Here is a 16,069-nt window from a genome sequence, read left to right as displayed (position 1 = left end):
TTCCATGAATACCCCACTATTTAAAATTGCTTTAACAACAACGCTAATAACAACATTAACAGCTTGCTCGGGAGGAGATTCATCCACCAGCAAAAGTGGTTACATTCAACTTTACAATGGCTCATATAATAGCCCATACACACGCTTATTTATTGATGATGCTGAGCGTTCAGGTACAGACTTTGGCAATGTAACTACGCGCCATAATTACAGCACAAATAGTTATGATATTAGCCTACAGTATTTAGATGCAAACGACAGTTACATTACCATCAAAGAGCAAACCGTCGACGTAAAAGATAGCGTAACCCAATTATTAGTGATGAACAGCGACTTTGCTGAGCCAGCGATTAATGAACTCAGCGTACCCACCACAAGCGATGATGGTAAGTTAAATTTAGGTTTTTATAATATTGCAGGAGAGAACATCAGCTTTGATGTTTACTTAGCTAATGATGATGGACTGTTTGATACCGCAGAGTTAATAACGTCACCTACTTATTTAAATGAGCTAGATTTAAAAAGTATTGATGAAGGCTATTACACTTTATATCTCACGCAAAGTGGCGACACCAATGTTATTTTTGAGTCAGCTACGGTGTATTTAAACGACAATGCCAGCTATGTAATGATGATACGCCCAAGTTATGCTACGCAAGATGACGGTATCGCACTTGATATTGTGACCTCAAGTAATAGCGTGACACAGTTAAAGCATCAGGCAGCGCAAGGGCAAGTTCGTTTTATTAATACCATAGATGATTATTCCCAAACTCGCTTTACTGTAACCAGAGGCGCGCAAAGTTACCCATCTGAGTTGACTGCAAACGACACCTATTCTAACTACCTTGAGCTTGCACCTAATAGCTACAGTATTGCGATGACGAATGATACCGGTGATAACATTGTTGATAATTTTTTACTCACCCTTGAACGTGAGCAAAGTAACGTTGGACTTTTTTATACCGATAAAGAGTTTGGCCCACGAATGATGACATTAAAAGAAGATTTAACGCCAAGCAGTTATAGCCATAAAGTGACTGTTGTTAACTTATTAGATAGTTATGCAGGGCAAAATATTGTTGATGTCGATGTGGTCTTTACCTTAAACGGCGAAACGGTTGATGATGCAAAAAATAGAGTGACGGGTATTGATCAATACAGCCAAGAAAGCGTCGTTGTTGATAATGAAACATACACCACCTATGTATTGTATGAAGATAACGGGCAGCAAATAGTGTTGATGCAGCAAGGTGATATGGATTTTAGCCAAGAGGGTAACTATATTTTAATACTTGAGCATGACGAAGCCAGTAGTACGGGCTATAAGATGACGTTAGAGCGCACTATTACGCAATCGGTCGAATAATTTAACGCAAATGAATTTCAGCGCTATAAAAAGTAGCGCTGATTTTTGTGTTTATATTAAATACACTTTACGTTATAACGGAGGTATTAAAGATATCCAAGGATTGAAAAATGGACGATGGTATAGCGCTAATTGTATTAGCGATACTAATTATATTGGCAGGTTCAATAGCAGGCTTAGTTGCTTTTTTTCAGCTCGGTGGGCTGAAAAATGAAATTACGGTATTAAAAAAGCAACTGGCTTATGTATTAAATCAGCAGAAAGATAGCGCGTTAGGTTCTAAAGATCAGAGTTTACAGCAGGATTCATCGCAGCTTAATAAGCAAAACACGGATATGCAAAGCGCTTATGCACACAGTATTTACCCGCATGATCCTGAGACAGACAATCCGGATATAACCAACACAGATGCAGCAGCCCATCAAACTCGCTCAGTGCAATCATTTGCAGTAGAGCCGCCGCAGAGTCCAGATACCTTCAAGCCAGTATCGCATGAACAAGCGTCTCCCTCATGCGTTAAAAAACAACCGTCTTTTTTCAACACCTTTTTAAGTCAATTTAAAACTCAGCTACAAGAAAATTGGATGACTTGGATAGGGGGGATTGCGCTAGCCTTCGGTGGAATATTTTTAGCTAAATACAGTTTAGAAGCGGGCTTATTGTCGCCTTCATTACGCATTACATTTGGCGCTTTATTTGGCGTGACACTCATTGGCCTGGCTGAATATTTACATAGGAAAGGCATTGTCTTTGAAGGGTTTAATAACTACGTGCCTGCGGCGTTAGCGGGAGGCGGTTTTATTAGCTGCTTTGCGTTAACTCTACTTGCATATTCAAGTTACGCAATGTTAAGCCCTACTGCAGCCTTTGTTATGTTAGCAGTTATAGCATTAGCGGCAAGTGTAATGGCGTTGCGTTTAGGGCCGTTATTAGCCGTGCTTGGCATTGTTGGCGCTTACAGCGTACCAATATGGGTTAATACAGGCAGTGGCAACCTTATGGCACTGCTTATGTATATTGGTTTTGTTACTTTATCGGCGGTACTGGTTGCGCAAAAAGTAAAACGCAATTGGTTGTGGTATTTACTTTGGACATGCCACATTGGTTGGTATTGGGTCGCATTGAGCATAATGAATACTCAGCAATATTACCTTGTAGGTGGGTTTGCGTTGTTATCTATTATTGGCCTGATTGCGATGGCGCGCTTAGGGTTAATGCTACGCTTACTCGAATACCGCCCGCATAGCCTTAAGCGATTACTTAAGTTATTGCCTGACAACCCATTATTATTGGCAATTGTAGTGCCGTTACTGCTTGCAATCGTGATGTCATTGGCCAGCATGCAGTGGCAAATTATAGGGCTGTGTACAATTGTTATGTTATTGTTTTTGGTTTTGCAAAATAGCCGATGGGATCTCTGGCAGGGGCTTGCATTAGTAGTTGCTGTGGTTTTAGTGATCACCCAACAGAGGCACTTTAATGGTGATGATCACTTATTTATATTTAAAGGTATTTATGGCTTAGGATTAATACTGGGCATTGGTTTTTGCTGCTATGGGCTTTATTTTGGTGCTCGTTATAGAAAACGCCTAACCTTTCATTTGCTGGCATCGTTTGGTGTGTTTGTTATGTTAGCAACACTTTACACGATTACCCCTGAGCAGGATTTAGATGTTGCATATCCAGTGTGGACAGTTATTTTATTACTGACCAGTGGCGTGCTAATTAAGCGCTCACAAGCCGCCAGTACTCAATGGCAACAATTTAGCTATTGGATTGGCGCGAATGCCAATATAACACTGTGTTTAACCATGCTATTAGCTGATAGTGGATTAACGCTTGCTCTAGCCATTCAAGTGCTCGTTATTAGTTATTTAGTAAAACGCCATAATGTGCCAATGCCGCATTGGCCAATTAAAGCGCTGGTGGCTGTGTTGCTTGCCCGTTTAACCTTTGCACCATGGATTGCAAGTTACTCTGACTTAACCTTGTTATCGTTACATTGGAGCGCGGTAGTTTATCCGTTATGCGTTGGGTTATTTTGGTTTGCGGCAAAACAGTGGCAACAAACTGGTATGAAAATCTGGCTCGAAGGCGCAACACTGCATTGTTTAGCACTGTTTATTACAACAGAGACCAGTTATCAGCTTGTTGGCCACTACCCACAGTTATCTTCATTAAGTTTTTATGAGCAAGTATTACTAAGCTGTAATTGGCTCGCTTTAGGTTGTGTTTATTTATATCGTTCACAAAGTGCAGGGCAGTTAGGGAAGCTTTATAAAGTGGCAGGCTTATCGCTTGCGGGATTAGCGGCTTTGTTGTTATTAAATACATCACTTGATAACAACCCTTTATTTGAGCGCCTATATATTGGCGAAACCCCAGTGTTTAACTGGGTGTTATTAACTTGGTTTGTACCAGGCTTACTTGCACTTTGGCTGGCTAAATTAGTTAAACCACTTAATACAACACTCAGTGCTATAGTCGTAGGTGTATCGGGGCTACTCGCGTTTTTAGCAATTAATGCGCTTATTCGTCAGTATTGGCAAGGTGCGTTTATCCACCTAGGAAAAGGTGCTAGTGATGCCGAGCTATACAGCTATTCTGTGATTTGGTTAGCCCTTGGCGCGCTAGTCGTTATTAGTGGTCATTTAAAACACCAATTGTTACTACAAAAACTGGGATTGGGTATTCTAGGCGCAGTCATTGTTAAAGTATTCTTAATTGATATGGCAAACCTAACGGGTTTACTAAAAGCAATTTCATTTATTGGTTTAGGGCTGTCTCTGGTGGCGTTGAGCTGGCTGTTTCAAAAGCTCAGAAGTAAAGCAGAAGTACATTAGCATGTACTTCTGCTACCACAACATAGAGACTTCAGCGTTTCACAGGGGGTTAATATCAAGGCGTTACTTTACAATAATGGCTTGCCTAAATAGCTTTTAACGTCAACTGAAATAGCATCTTGAACTGGCTTGGGTATACATGACGGATTATCGCTCAGCATCATTACTGAGCGATAAGTTTCAACAATAGAACTCGTTTTAAGGGTTTGCTTTTAATCGCTGTTCAAAACGCCTATATCTTTTCAGAGTGACTCGATTTATAGCGTGTAAATAAATATAAAACACAGCAAAATCGAATAAAAAATAGAATACAGCAATCCCCGTTGGTGGGTTACCGCTACTAGGTAAGCTTGCAATACTTGATAGGTTATTAGGCCACCACCAAGTACCCGTATATGTACCGACTAACTCTATATACAGCACCACATAAAACATCAGTAAGAAAAACAGTTGTGATTTTTTAGCCACTATTAAAAAGGCTAAAAATACCAAAGTGCATATAAATCCAAATACATCATTCTCAGCAAAAAACCAAAAAGTAGAGAATAGTATGATGCCAATTAACAAAATGATTTTTAGTTTTTTCGTATTTCTTAATATTAACGGTTTTCTAGAAGCGCGATACACAAGACCAAATATCATCCCATGACCAAATGCGACCCACAGTGGTATATTATCAAACCGATAGTGATACATATTTAAAACTAACGAAAATAAACACTCCCCTAAAAACCCAACTAAAATTCCAATTAACATGGCAGTACGAGTTCGGCTATTACAATGCAAAACCCCCACCATAAAAATAGTGAATACGGCTATGTTTGCTGTTAATTGACCATTGCCAAACGTTACATCGCCAGCAGGGCTATCCATCCAAAGAAATAACGGTATAGCCAGTAAAGCAGCAATTAATATTCTTAATTGTTGTAGTTGAACCATAATAATTGGCCGATTTAATAGATTACTTGGCATTAATAGAGCTTCTCATATGTTTTGCTTAGCGAATTAGAGGTGTCAGTGTTCGATAATTAAGAGTGCCTTAAGTTATATTGTAAAGGCTGGGCTACTCTACCTGAGACTATGACTTTCTTATAGTGTTGCACTTAAAATAATCAGTATTACTCATATTTAACTGAAGTAATAACCGTTGATATTACTTATCGCTACAAACTGCTAAGCTCTAAAAAGGATTTAAAATCACCGTTAAGGGTACGTGAGTGAAACTCCCATTAAATTGCGATGCACATTACTATTCACAGTTTATGCCTCGTTCGCAAAGTCGTGCAATATTTGACTGGTTAAGCGTACGCTTTGATCTGAATGAGCCAGAATTCATTGAAATGCCAGATGGTAGCGAAGTAAACATTTTTCCTTGGCGAATGATTTTTTTAGAGCCAAAATTAGAAAAATCTGGGCTTTTTTCTTCACACCATGGGCGTCATGCTGCTTGGTTTCCCCTTCTAAGTCGATTGCAACAGCAAATTGCTGAGCTTACGGGTGTCGAGTTTAGTGTTGCTGTGTGCCTTTATTATCCTGATGGAAAAGAGAGTTTGAGCTTTCACAGTGATTTACCTGCTTTTGGCCCCACAGATATTATTGCTTCAATAAGTTTAGGAGCCGAACGTGAATTTTTAATTCGAAGCCAAAATAATGACGAAGAGCAGCACTGTGTCACGCTCGAAGATGGCTCGCTATTAATAATGGGGGAAGATTTTCAAGATATGTATCAACACGCCTTGGCAAGCACGCCAAAAGCAATCGGTCCAAGGTTTAATATCTCATTTCGGCAATTTGCTTGGCCCAATGAAGTGAGCGTTTAATTTATACAAATTCTTATTAAAAACGTGATCGCTCTAGGGTATTAAACAATAGGGTTTAGGAAGACTGATGCAAGCTATCCTGATTTATATGTTTAGATGGCGCCAACTATACCCAAAACGCCAATAGGTAAAAGTAGTAACCACTGAGGTAATTTTATAAACGTATTAAGTTTGAAAAAGTACCAACCGACAGTAAAAAACACAAATGAAAAAATGATAAATGTTACAGATATTCCGATAACTACATTTTGAAATGAGTTCAAGTTAAACCAACCAACAAAAGTTAATACAAGCCCACAAATAACAAGAGTGGCAGATACCATATGCCAACAGGCCAGTAATGTTGCTTTAGGTATGTCGGGAAGATCTGATTTAAGAAAAGGTCTAATAGGATCCACTTGTCCAGCAAAAATATGCACGCAAGATGTAAATAAACCGATTATCCCTGCAATGAAAACCCAAGTATTCATACAAACTCCTTGTAATATAACAAAGTTAAAATAGCGCTAGCTTATGAGTGTGGCTCAAATAATGTACAGCCAAATAATAGACAATCAATTAAATGACAAACAATGATAAATCGCAAGGACAAAAATCAGGCAGAGCCTGATCTTTTTCCTAAAACCTTTTACATCAAGCACTGTGGTTAAGCAGTGCTTTTAACTTCCCTGGCTTGATTGGTTTAGATAAGTAATGGATGTTTGCAGCTTTAGTTGCTTGTTTTAGCTCATCGTCGCGTACTGCGGTTATTAAAATTGCAGGTACGGGGCTTTGCCAAATCTCCCGTAAGGTTTTGATTAATGTAATGCCATCGCAGTCATGACCGAGTTGATAATCCATTAGAATGACATCGGGTGCACTATGCTGTTTGGCATACTCCAGCACGGTTTCTACTTGCTCAAATAACTGATAATTTGCCTGCCACTTTTGCAATAAACTGGCCATTGCAGTTAAGTTTTCAGGATCGTCATCAACGGCAATAATGTTCATTGCGGAGCGGTTTTCAAACAAGCTATTAGTGATGTTTTTTTGCTGTACAAATTGGCTATCACCATAGGGCACTTCAATGCTAAAGCGGCTGCCTTTATTTACGTTAGAATCCACTTCAAGGCGCAGGCTAAGTAAATCAACCATGCGTTTGACTACACCAAGCCCTAAACCAACGCCTTTGTTATCACCTGATTCAATACGGTAAAAGTCATTAAAAATCTTAGCTTGTTCTACTTTACTAATGCCGGGACCCGTGTCCCATACTTCGATGCGTAAATGGTGTTTTCGTTTACGGCACGCCACTAATACTTTACCTTTTTCGGTATATTTAACTGCGTTAGATACTAAATTTTGAATAATTCGGCGCAGATAGGTGATATCACTATGCACAATTAACTGGCCTGAACGTACATGGAGTTGTAGGCCTTTTTCACTTGCTAATATTGCGTATTCATTATGCAGCGGCGCTAAAATATCATCAATACTAAAATGACGTGGTGTGGGGGTCATGGCGCCTTGCTCTAGTTTAGCAATTTCAAGTAAAGCTGACATTAAATGCACAGTTGAATCTAAGCTAGCGCCAAGTTTTTCAAAGTTGTTGATATTGCTATCAGCAAGTGATTTTTCATCAATTGCGGCAAGGTAGAGTCGGGCGGCATTGAGTGGCTGTAAAATATCGTGACTTGCTAAGGCTAAAAAACGGGTTTTACTGTCATTAGCTTGCTCTGCTTCACGCTTTGCTAAAGTGAGTGCTTGCTCTGTTTGTACACGGCTTTCTATTTGTGCTTCTAGATCTTTGTTGATGGTGCGAATTTCTTGTGTGCGCGCTTCAATGCGGTTCTCTAAGTCCATATTGACTTCTTCGAGCGCATTTTGAGTGGCAATGTGGGTAGTGATATTTGAAAAGCTAGTAACAAAGCCGCCATCGGGCAGTGGGTTGCCAATCATCTCAAACACTTGGCCATTGCGACGGTGGCGAATAAAGTGATGTGAGCTGCCATTTTTTAAATGTTGCACGCGTTTATCAACTTGGCGGTCAATTTCGCCGGGACCACATTCACCGCGCTGTGCGTTATAGCGAATAATGTCTTCAATTGGTTGGCCTACCTCTAAAAAACCATCGGGGTAGTCAAACATTTCTGCGTAGCGTTTGTTCCATGCCACTAAATTAAGTTCTTTATCAACAACTGAAATACCATGGCTAAGGTTTTCAAGCGAGGTAAATAGTAAGTTTTGATTAAATTGCAGTGCTTGCGTGGTTTCATCAAAAAAGTTAACGACTTCTTCAAACGCCATGCGTTTACCTGATGCAACAGTATGGATCAATGCTTGCGCAGAAGATGCACCTAATACACCCGTGAGGGCGCGTTCGCAGTAAGCTATAAACTCAGAGGTGGGGTGAGTATTATTTTCGCCAAGCTGGTGATTAAGTGAAAACTGAGCCAATACTTGTTGACTGCGTTGAATACCTAAAAATGTTTGTAGCAGTATTTTAAAATCGTATACGGTGGCTTTTACGTTTTTGTTTAAGCGCCTTGCAAGCACCGCTTGCTCTTTGGGGTTAACAAAAGCAGCCGCTTGAATTTTGTCAATTAAGCGCTCATCAGCACCTAATGAAAAGCTAATATAGCAACCTATGTTGGCAAATAAAGCGATTAGAGTGCCACGGGTGATCAGGGTTTGCTGTAGTTCAGAATCCAAGGTATTACCAGCGTCTAATATCGGTAACATTAAAAAAAGTATCCAGCAAATAAAGCCTGCAAGCAATCCTGCATATACGCCATAAGCATGGCCTTTGCGCCAATATAAACCGCCAACAATAGCGGGCAGTAATTGGGTTACTAATGAAAAGGCGACTAACCCCATGCTGGCAAGTGCTTTGCCGTGGCCAAACCATTGCTGATAAAAGTACGATAAGATCAAAATACCGGCAATAGTAAAGCGCCGTACGAGCAGTATTTGTGGCTTATAGCTGCTGGTAATTAGGTTGCGTTTAAATTTACGACGTAGCATTAGCGGCAATACGACGTCATTAGAGATCATGGTGCTTAGCGTTAATGTGGCAACCACTATCATGGCTGTCGCGGCGGAGATCCCTCCAATAAATACAAACGTTGTGAGCAGTACATTGTCGTGCATCAATGGCAGGGCTAGTACAAAGCTATCGGGTGAAAAGCCATTACCAATACCAGGGTGAATTGCAGCAGTGGCAATAGGTAAAATCATTGCTGCGGTGAGCAATAAATACAGTGGAAATGCCCAGCGGGCGGTAAATAAATGGCGTTTGTCTTGGTTATCAACCACGGTAACGTGAAATTGTCGTGGCAGGCATATAATTGCAGCAGCTGCCATGAGCGATTGGCCAATAAAGTTAAAACTAAAAAAGTTAAAGTTGTTCCAGTGCTGCCAAATCGATTCTTGCAGTTGCGCTTGTCTGCCTGTGGGCAAATTATACAAGGTGTAAAGTGCTAAACCTGCCACAGCTACTAATGCGAGTAGTTTTATCAATGATTCAAAGGCTACAGCTAACATTAACCCTGAGCGATATTCGGTTACATCAACTTTACGAGTGCCAAAAAAGATCGCGAACATGGCCATGATCAAAGTGGCCGACAGTGCCACCATCGAACCTGATATTTTATTGTCGCTTTGCAGTAGTAAAAAGCTGTTACTTAGGGCTTTAAGCTGCAAAGCGATATATGGAATAGTGGCCAATAAGGCAATTACAGTGACCATAATAGCCGTGGTTTGGCGTTTACCGTAACGGGCTGAGATAAAATCAGCGATGGTGGTAATATTTTGCTTTTTACTCACCAGTACCAATTTACGTAAAAACCCTTGCCCAAAAAAGAACAGCAACGCGGGGCCAAGTAAAATAGGTAAGTAACTCCAACTGCTTGTTGCAGCAGTGCCCACTGAGCCGTAATACGTCCACGAGGTACAGTAAATACCCAATGAAAACGAGTAAACAAAGGGATGGTGGCTAATACGTTTTGCAAGCGGCGTGGTTTTATCACCCCAGTTAGCCAGCCAAAACAACACGCCAATGTATGCCAAAGCAACAAAAATAAGTGCAGCAGTCATGTTTTTATTCAATTTTTATTATGTTACTGCACACCATACCAGAAGTTTTTGCAGTTTTGAGCTGTCAATTCCACGCTTTAAAAAGTGATTTATTTAAGATATTGATATTTATAGTTAATTTCAATGCTTGTAATTACATTAGACTAATGTCGCAGATCTGCCATATAGCGCTTGTGAATAATTAAAATCATTCCATAAAATAGTTAATGCTTTGATAAAAAAGCGCTTTTACTTGTTTTTAACAATTGGGTGTTTACAGTTTACGTAAACGTTAACTTATTGTTACGACTATGGTCTCAATTCAATGTTAAGGCTGCGTTGCTAAATTGGTTAGCGAAGAAAACAAAATACACACATCACTTTTTACAGATGTTAAAGAGGAAATAAAAATGGCTTTTAAAGATGAAGAACAAGCAAAAGCTTACTGGGCGGAAAACATTTCACTGCTGTTTAAATTATTAGCGGTTTGGTTTGTCGTGTCATTCGGGTTTGGCATATTACTGGTTGATGTACTTAATGAAGTACGCTTTTTTGGGTTTAAATTAGGCTTCTGGTTCTCCCAGCAAGGCGCGATTTACACCTTTGTGGCTTTGATTTTTGTGTACGTTTTCAAAATGAATACGTTAGATAAAAAATATGGCGTAGACGAATAGGAGCTAAGTAATGGATGTTCAAACACTCACGTTTATAATTGTCGGTTTAAGCTTCGCGCTTTATATCGGCATTGCAATTTGGGCCCGCGCAGGGTCAACAAAAGAATTTTATGTAGCAGGCGGCGGCGTACCACCACTTGCTAATGGTATGGCAACAGCAGCGGATTGGATGAGTGCTGCGTCATTTATCTCAATGGCCGGTATTATTTCTTTCGCCGGTTACGATGGCGGCGTTTACTTAATGGGTTGGACGGGTGGTTATGTACTACTTGCCATGTGTTTAGCACCTTATTTACGTAAATTCGGCAAATTTACTGTGCCAGACTTTATCGGTGACCGTTACTACTCACGCACAGCGCGCTTAGTGGCTATTTTGTGTGCCATCTTTATTTGTTTTACCTATATAGCAGGCCAAATGCGCGGTGTAGGCGTGGTGTTCTCTCGCTTCTTAGAAGTTGAAATTGAAACGGGCGTATACATTGGTATGGTTATCGTATTCTTCTATGCTGTACTTGGCGGCATGAAAGGCATTACGTATACGCAAGTAGCACAGTATTGTGTATTGGTATTTGCTTACTTAGTACCAGCCATCTTTATCTCTATGATGATGACAGGTCACTTCTTCCCACAAACAGGGTTTGGTGCAACGCTAATTGGTAGTGATGGTGTTTACGTACTTGATAAACTTGACGGCTTAAGTGCTGAGTTAGGTTTTGCACAGTATACTGAAGGCTCTAAGAGCATGATTGATGTATTTGCTATCACAGGTGCCTTAATGGTGGGTACTGCGGGTCTTCCACATGTCATTGTACGTTTTTTCACTGTGCCTCGTGTTAAAGATACGCGTATCTCTGCAGCATGGACTTTAGTATTCATTGCAATTGTTTATACAACAGCGCCAGCGGTTGCAGCATTTGCCCGCGTTAATATGGTTGATACGATTAACGGTAAAGACGGTGGCGGTACTGAATACGCAGAAGCACCGGCGTGGATCAAAAACTGGGAAAGAACAGGCCTAATTACCTTTAACGATAAAAATGGTGATGGCAAAATGTTCTACACAGCTGGTAAAATTGATGATCCAAACAGCGCTAACGAAGTTAATGTTGATCGCGACATCATGGTACTTGCTAACCCTGAAATTGCTAATTTACCAGCATGGGTTGTTGCGTTAGTGGCTGCCGGTGGTATTGCTGCTGCATTATCGACAACAGCAGGCTTACTATTGGTTATTTCGACCTCCGTATCGCATGATTTGCTCAAGCGAACTTTAAAACCAGACATCAGCGATAAACAAGAGTTACTCGCAGCGAGGTTGGCGGCTATGATCGCGATTGTAATATCCGCTTACTTTGGTATTAATCCGCCTGGATTTGTGGCGTCGGTGGTCGCATTTGCATTCGGCTTAGCTGCAGCAAGTTTCTTCCCGGCAATCATCATGGGTATTTTCTCTAAGAAGATGAATAAAGAAGGCGCTGTATTAGGCATGATCACAGGTATTACCTTTACCGCTGCTTATATAATCTTCTTTAAGTTCATCAGCCCAGAGCTTAATAGCCCAGAGCATTGGTTCTTAGGTATTTCACCGGAAGGTATTGGTTTAGTCGGTATGATCATTAACTTCGCAGTTGCTGCAATCGTTCTTAAATTTACAGCACAGACGCCGCTTGAAATTCAAGAAATGGTTGAAAGTATTCGTAACCCGAAAGGCTCTAGTGAAGCACACGATCACTAATAATTTACTTTATTAATGAGTATATTGATATACCCAAAAGCCCGACTTAAATCGGGCTTTTTATATTAAAGGGAATGCATGTGTTTACAATATACGTGTACCTGTTAATATCATATTTACATTTCACTATTGGTACTGTTACCGGGACGTAAAGTCAGATAAATATTAAATTTATTATTTTCAGTACCGCATTCGTTAATTAATACTCAGGATATTGGGTAAAAAACGATATACAGCGTCAATTTTATTAATCAAATATAAAGGAATACAGCATGTCTAGCTCAACAACTGGGGTAGTAAAGTGGTTTAATGAAGAGAAAGGTTTTGGTTTTATTACTCAGGATAATGGCGGCGCTGATGTGTTTGTTCATTTTCGTGCTATTGCATCTGAAGGTTTCAAAACCTTAGCTGAAGGCCAAAAAGTGTCTTACAAAGTTGAGCAAGGTCAAAAAGGCCCGCAGGCATCTAACGTTTGTGCAATATAATCTTAATGCCTTTATTTGTTAGATGAAAAAGCCCGACTTAAGTCGGGCTTTTTATTTACTTCTGATAGCAGTACAGTAGTTATACGATTGTTTTTTGCGAGTACGGCTATGAATCATGAGCAACAGGAAGTCGCCCAATTTGTAATGGCGCAAACACCCTTTAATCATCTAGATGCATCGGTAACAGAATATTTTGTAAAGCACCTTGATGTGATTTACCTGACCCGTGAAAACCAATCGCAATGGTTACAGTCAGCGTCCCCTAAGTTATTTTTAATTCGTTCGGGCTTATATGATTTAGTTGATGCTAAAGGAGATGTGATCACTCGCTTAGCACAAGGCGATTATTTCGGTTTTCCTTCTCTATTAACAGGGGAGGAGATTAAAAATCGCTTGGCAGTGCAAAAAGAGGGCATTGTTTATATGCTCAATCAAGACGCCTTTGATTACCTACGCCGCGAATATAAACCCTTTGAGCAGTATTTTGTGCGCGCACATGCGAACCGTTTGTTGTCATCGCATTATAAAAGTCAAAATGAGAGTTGGTCTGAGCGTAAAATTTCTGAACTAATGTCGCGCAAGGCGGTTACTTTAGCGCCTGATGCGAGCATTCGCCAAACAGCTAAAAAAATGAAAAAACATGGTGTGTCATCAATCATGATCACTGAGTTTGAACGCTTAGTTGGCGTGGTAACGGATCGTGATTTGCGTAATCGTGTGCTAGCTGATGAGGTTGATCCAAAAGATGCCGTTAGCTCAATTATGAGCGCCAAACCGAAGTTTATTTTTGAGAATAATCGGGTGTTTTCGGCACTGCATTTAATGCTTAAACATAATATTCACCATTTACCAGTACTTGATGAACATCATAAAGCATTGGGGATGATCACCAGCACCGATTTATTACGTCAGCAAAAAAGTGATCCAGTACAACTGATTGGCCGCATTTATAAAGCGCACAGTGTGGCAGATCTAAAGCGCTACGCCGCTGAAGTACCAGAGTTGCTGCGTGGATTTTCTAATAACATTGACGACATCTCATTGATTGGCAAATTACTAAGTGGTTTAACTGACGCACTCACTTCTCGTTTAATTCACTTATTTCAAGAAGACAATGGTGCAGCACCAACCAGTTTTAGTTTTATTTGTTTTGGCTCCCAAGCACGCGAAGAGCAAACGTTGCATTCAGATCAAGACAACGGCTTATTATTACCCAATGATTTAAGTGCCCAGCATCAAGATTACTTTCGCCGTATGGGGGAGTTTGTGTGCGAGCAATTAGTGGAGTGCGGTATTAAACGTTGCCCAGGAAATATTATGGCTAGCAATGAATTATGCCGTATGAGTATTTCTAATTGGTGTGAGCGTTTTTTCAAGTGGATTAAAACCCCAACACCTGAGGCGATGCTTAACTGTAAAATATTTTTTGATTTACGCTTTATTGAAGGCTCAACGGCGCTTTATGCCTCGTTTTGCGAGCAGCTTACGCGCATATCACGCAATGAATTGTTTTATGCCGCGATGGCGACGGATATCAAATCTAATTCAGTACCAATCGGTTTGTTTAATCAATTTAAACTCGAAAAAGACGCTAAACAACATAAGTACATTGATTTGAAAAAACGCGGCGTGGTGATTATTAATGACATAGTGCGTTTATATTCATTAAAAGCGGGTATTCGCCGTGCAAATACCCAAGAGCGTCTAGATGCGTTACTTAAACATACATTATTGAGTAATCACGATGTGTATAACCTTAAAGATTGCTGGCGATTTTTAACGCAACTTCGCTTACGCACACAAATTAATGAAGAGGGTTTGCCGAGTAATTGTATTAACCCAGATAAGCTAAATTCGTTGGAGCGTCACCAACTCAAAGAGGCGTTTTACTTGGTGAAGCAGGCGCAGCAAGCGGCGGCATTTAAATTTGCGCGAGGAAGTTTATAAATGCAATTTATAATAAGTAGGATCAAAAGCTAAGTGGTTAAACGTTGGTTAAATCGCTATTTGAAACGTAAACAGTTGCTTGCACAGGCTGCACTTGAGCAACGTTTTATTGTAATTGATTTAGAGTTAACGGGGCTTGATCCTAAACAACATGAAATCGTCTCGGTTGCGTGGGTAATGCTCGAGCAGCAATGTATTAAGCTAAGTCAAGCAGAGCATCATATTAATAAAGGTGTAAAGCAGTTAGATCAAAGTCCTGTTTATCACGGTATTGCACAGCAAGATATCGCTAAAGGACTGAGCTTAAAAATGATTTTGACTCAGCTAAGTGCACATTTTGAAGATGCTATTTTAGTGTTTCATAATTCCACGCTCGATTGGGGGTTTTTAAAGCTCGCATATGCTGAGTTGGGTATAACGGTGCAACCAAAGTTAATTCTAGACACTTTTCAGATCGAAAAAAAACGCTTACATCAACAAGGTCACGATATTGCTTTGGATGAATTAACCTTAAGTGCCTGTAGGGAGCGTTATGAGTTACCCCATTACACCTGTCATCATGCATTGACTGACGCTATGGCAACCGCCGAATTATTGTTAGCGCAGTGTCATCAGATTAGTCGTGGGCAGGTATTAAAATTAAGAGAATTGTTATAAATTAATCCCTTAGTCAGCAAGCATACAGTTTACTGGATTAGGTATGTTTACATTAGATGAATAGCTGGTAAATATGTGTTCAAACAAGGCTTTAAGTACTAATTTAAAAGTGTAAAAATCAGGCTTTGTTAGTGCGGTTATTCGGTTTTAAGTTTGCTATTGTAGCGCGCTGTAATTCAATCTGTTGTTAGGTTTATCCTATGAAAAATAATTTAGTGCCCTCTTTAGTTGGTGTGTTAGTCAGTTTATTTGCCGTTTGGTGGTTACACGGTTTTTTGTTGGTGGATCGTTGTTTAGACAGCGGTGGCGCGATTGATCATAAAACCAACTTATGTATGGGTGAAAATGAGCAAGTAATAGAGCTGGCAACGTCATCAGGTATGTTAGTGATTTATTGTATTGTGATTATGTTTGTTTCTTTATTAGCAGGTAGTTTGGTACGCAAGCTATTTAAGCGTTAAATAATTTAGCTTTCCTAGAAAATCG

The 16,069-nt window shown here is 40.0% G+C and carries 12 protein-coding genes; 9 read left to right on the top strand and 3 right to left on the bottom strand.

Translation table 11 applies throughout. The annotated features are described in order from the left end of the window. Positions 1-4 precede the first annotated feature (4 nt). Together ADS77_RS13525 and ADS77_RS13520 are read left to right on the top strand one after the other, a co-directional pair. Positions 5-1,369, top strand: coding sequence for a hypothetical protein (locus ADS77_RS13525; protein ID WP_054204269.1), 1,365 nt, complete (start codon positions 5-7; stop codon positions 1,367-1,369). 110 nt (positions 1,370-1,479) lie between these two features. Next, on the top strand, positions 1,480-4,212 hold the full coding sequence (locus ADS77_RS13520) for a DUF2339 domain-containing protein (protein WP_054204268.1): 2,733 nt from the start codon (positions 1,480-1,482) through the stop codon (positions 4,210-4,212). A gap of 198 nt (positions 4,213-4,410) precedes the next feature. Here the strand turns inward: ADS77_RS13520 and ADS77_RS13515 are convergent, their stop codons facing one another. Next, entirely contained in the window at positions 4,411-5,184 is a 774-nt protein-coding gene (locus ADS77_RS13515) for a hypothetical protein (RefSeq protein ID WP_054204267.1), read from the bottom strand. Between the two features lie 245 nt (positions 5,185-5,429). On the opposite strand from ADS77_RS13515, the gene ADS77_RS13510 reads away from it, so the two are divergent. Next, the gene (locus ADS77_RS13510; RefSeq protein WP_054454910.1) at positions 5,430-6,032 is read left to right on the top strand and encodes an alpha-ketoglutarate-dependent dioxygenase AlkB; all 603 of its coding nucleotides are present in this window, start codon (positions 5,430-5,432) and stop codon (positions 6,030-6,032) included. Between the two features lie 92 nt (positions 6,033-6,124). Here ADS77_RS13510 and ADS77_RS13505 read toward each other — a convergent pair whose 3' ends face one another. After that, complete coding sequence (locus ADS77_RS13505) at positions 6,125-6,502, bottom strand: hypothetical protein (protein WP_054204265.1); 378 nt, start codon at positions 6,500-6,502, stop codon at positions 6,125-6,127. Positions 6,503-6,665: 163 nt separating this feature from the next. Continuing rightward, positions 6,666-10,106 (bottom strand): PAS-domain containing protein, encoded by a 3,441-nt coding sequence (locus ADS77_RS13500; protein WP_054454908.1) that lies wholly within the window; start codon positions 10,104-10,106, stop codon positions 6,666-6,668. 389 nt (positions 10,107-10,495) lie between these two features. On the opposite strand from ADS77_RS13500, the gene ADS77_RS13495 reads away from it, so the two are divergent. The 6 genes from ADS77_RS13495 to ADS77_RS13470 all read left to right on the top strand — a co-directional run bounded on the left by ADS77_RS13495 (position 10,496) and on the right by ADS77_RS13470 (position 16,044). After that, positions 10,496-10,759 carry a DUF4212 domain-containing protein gene (locus ADS77_RS13495; RefSeq protein ID WP_004586074.1) on the top strand — a complete coding sequence of 88 codons (264 nt, stop codon included), beginning with the start codon at positions 10,496-10,498 and terminating at the stop codon, positions 10,757-10,759. Positions 10,760-10,769: 10 nt separating this feature from the next. Beyond that, the gene (locus ADS77_RS13490; RefSeq protein ID WP_054204263.1) at positions 10,770-12,494 is read left to right on the top strand and encodes a sodium:solute symporter family protein; all 1,725 of its coding nucleotides are present in this window, start codon (positions 10,770-10,772) and stop codon (positions 12,492-12,494) included. Between the two features lie 272 nt (positions 12,495-12,766). Then, positions 12,767-12,979 (top strand): cold-shock protein, encoded by a 213-nt coding sequence (locus ADS77_RS13485; RefSeq protein ID WP_054454906.1) that lies wholly within the window; start codon positions 12,767-12,769, stop codon positions 12,977-12,979. A gap of 108 nt (positions 12,980-13,087) precedes the next feature. Next, positions 13,088-14,926, top strand: a complete 1,839-nt coding sequence (locus tag ADS77_RS13480; protein WP_054204377.1) for a DUF294 nucleotidyltransferase-like domain-containing protein — start codon at positions 13,088-13,090, stop codon at positions 14,924-14,926. A 33-nt stretch (positions 14,927-14,959) separates the two neighbouring features. Next, a complete protein-coding gene (locus ADS77_RS13475) occupies positions 14,960-15,583 on the top strand; it encodes a 3'-5' exonuclease (protein ID WP_054204261.1) in 624 nt (207 codons plus the stop codon). Between the two features lie 200 nt (positions 15,584-15,783). Beyond that, positions 15,784-16,044 carry a hypothetical protein gene (locus tag ADS77_RS13470; protein WP_054454903.1) on the top strand — a complete coding sequence of 87 codons (261 nt, stop codon included), beginning with the start codon at positions 15,784-15,786 and terminating at the stop codon, positions 16,042-16,044. Positions 16,045-16,069 lie beyond the last annotated feature (25 nt).

Source organism: Pseudoalteromonas porphyrae, from assembly GCF_001298125.1.
Lineage (GTDB): Bacteria > Pseudomonadota > Gammaproteobacteria > Enterobacterales > Alteromonadaceae > Pseudoalteromonas > Pseudoalteromonas neustonica.
Note: the sequence above shows the minus strand (reverse complement) of the source record. Positions and strands in the feature narration are given on the sequence as shown.

Excerpts from the sequence above, each read along its gene's own strand:
- ADS77_RS13480 (WP_054204377.1), top strand. The coding sequence starts at position 13,088 with ATGAATCATGAGCAACAGGAAGTCGCCCAATTTGTAATGGCGCAAACA.
- ADS77_RS13485 (WP_054454906.1), top strand. The coding sequence starts at position 12,767 with ATGTCTAGCTCAACAACTGGGGTAGTAAAGTGGTTTAATGAAGAGAAA.
- ADS77_RS13490 (WP_054204263.1), top strand. The coding sequence starts at position 10,770 with ATGGATGTTCAAACACTCACGTTTATAATTGTCGGTTTAAGCTTCGCG.
- ADS77_RS13515 (WP_054204267.1), bottom strand. The coding sequence starts at position 5,184 with ATGCCAAGTAATCTATTAAATCGGCCAATTATTATGGTTCAACTACAA.
- ADS77_RS13470 (WP_054454903.1), top strand. The coding sequence starts at position 15,784 with ATGAAAAATAATTTAGTGCCCTCTTTAGTTGGTGTGTTAGTCAGTTTA.
- ADS77_RS13505 (WP_054204265.1), bottom strand. The coding sequence starts at position 6,502 with ATGAATACTTGGGTTTTCATTGCAGGGATAATCGGTTTATTTACATCT.
- ADS77_RS13495 (WP_004586074.1), top strand. The coding sequence starts at position 10,496 with ATGGCTTTTAAAGATGAAGAACAAGCAAAAGCTTACTGGGCGGAAAAC.
- ADS77_RS13500 (WP_054454908.1), bottom strand. The coding sequence starts at position 10,106 with ATGACTGCTGCACTTATTTTTGTTGCTTTGGCATACATTGGCGTGTTG.
- ADS77_RS13520 (WP_054204268.1), top strand. The coding sequence starts at position 1,480 with ATGGACGATGGTATAGCGCTAATTGTATTAGCGATACTAATTATATTG.
- ADS77_RS13525 (WP_054204269.1), top strand. The coding sequence starts at position 5 with ATGAATACCCCACTATTTAAAATTGCTTTAACAACAACGCTAATAACA.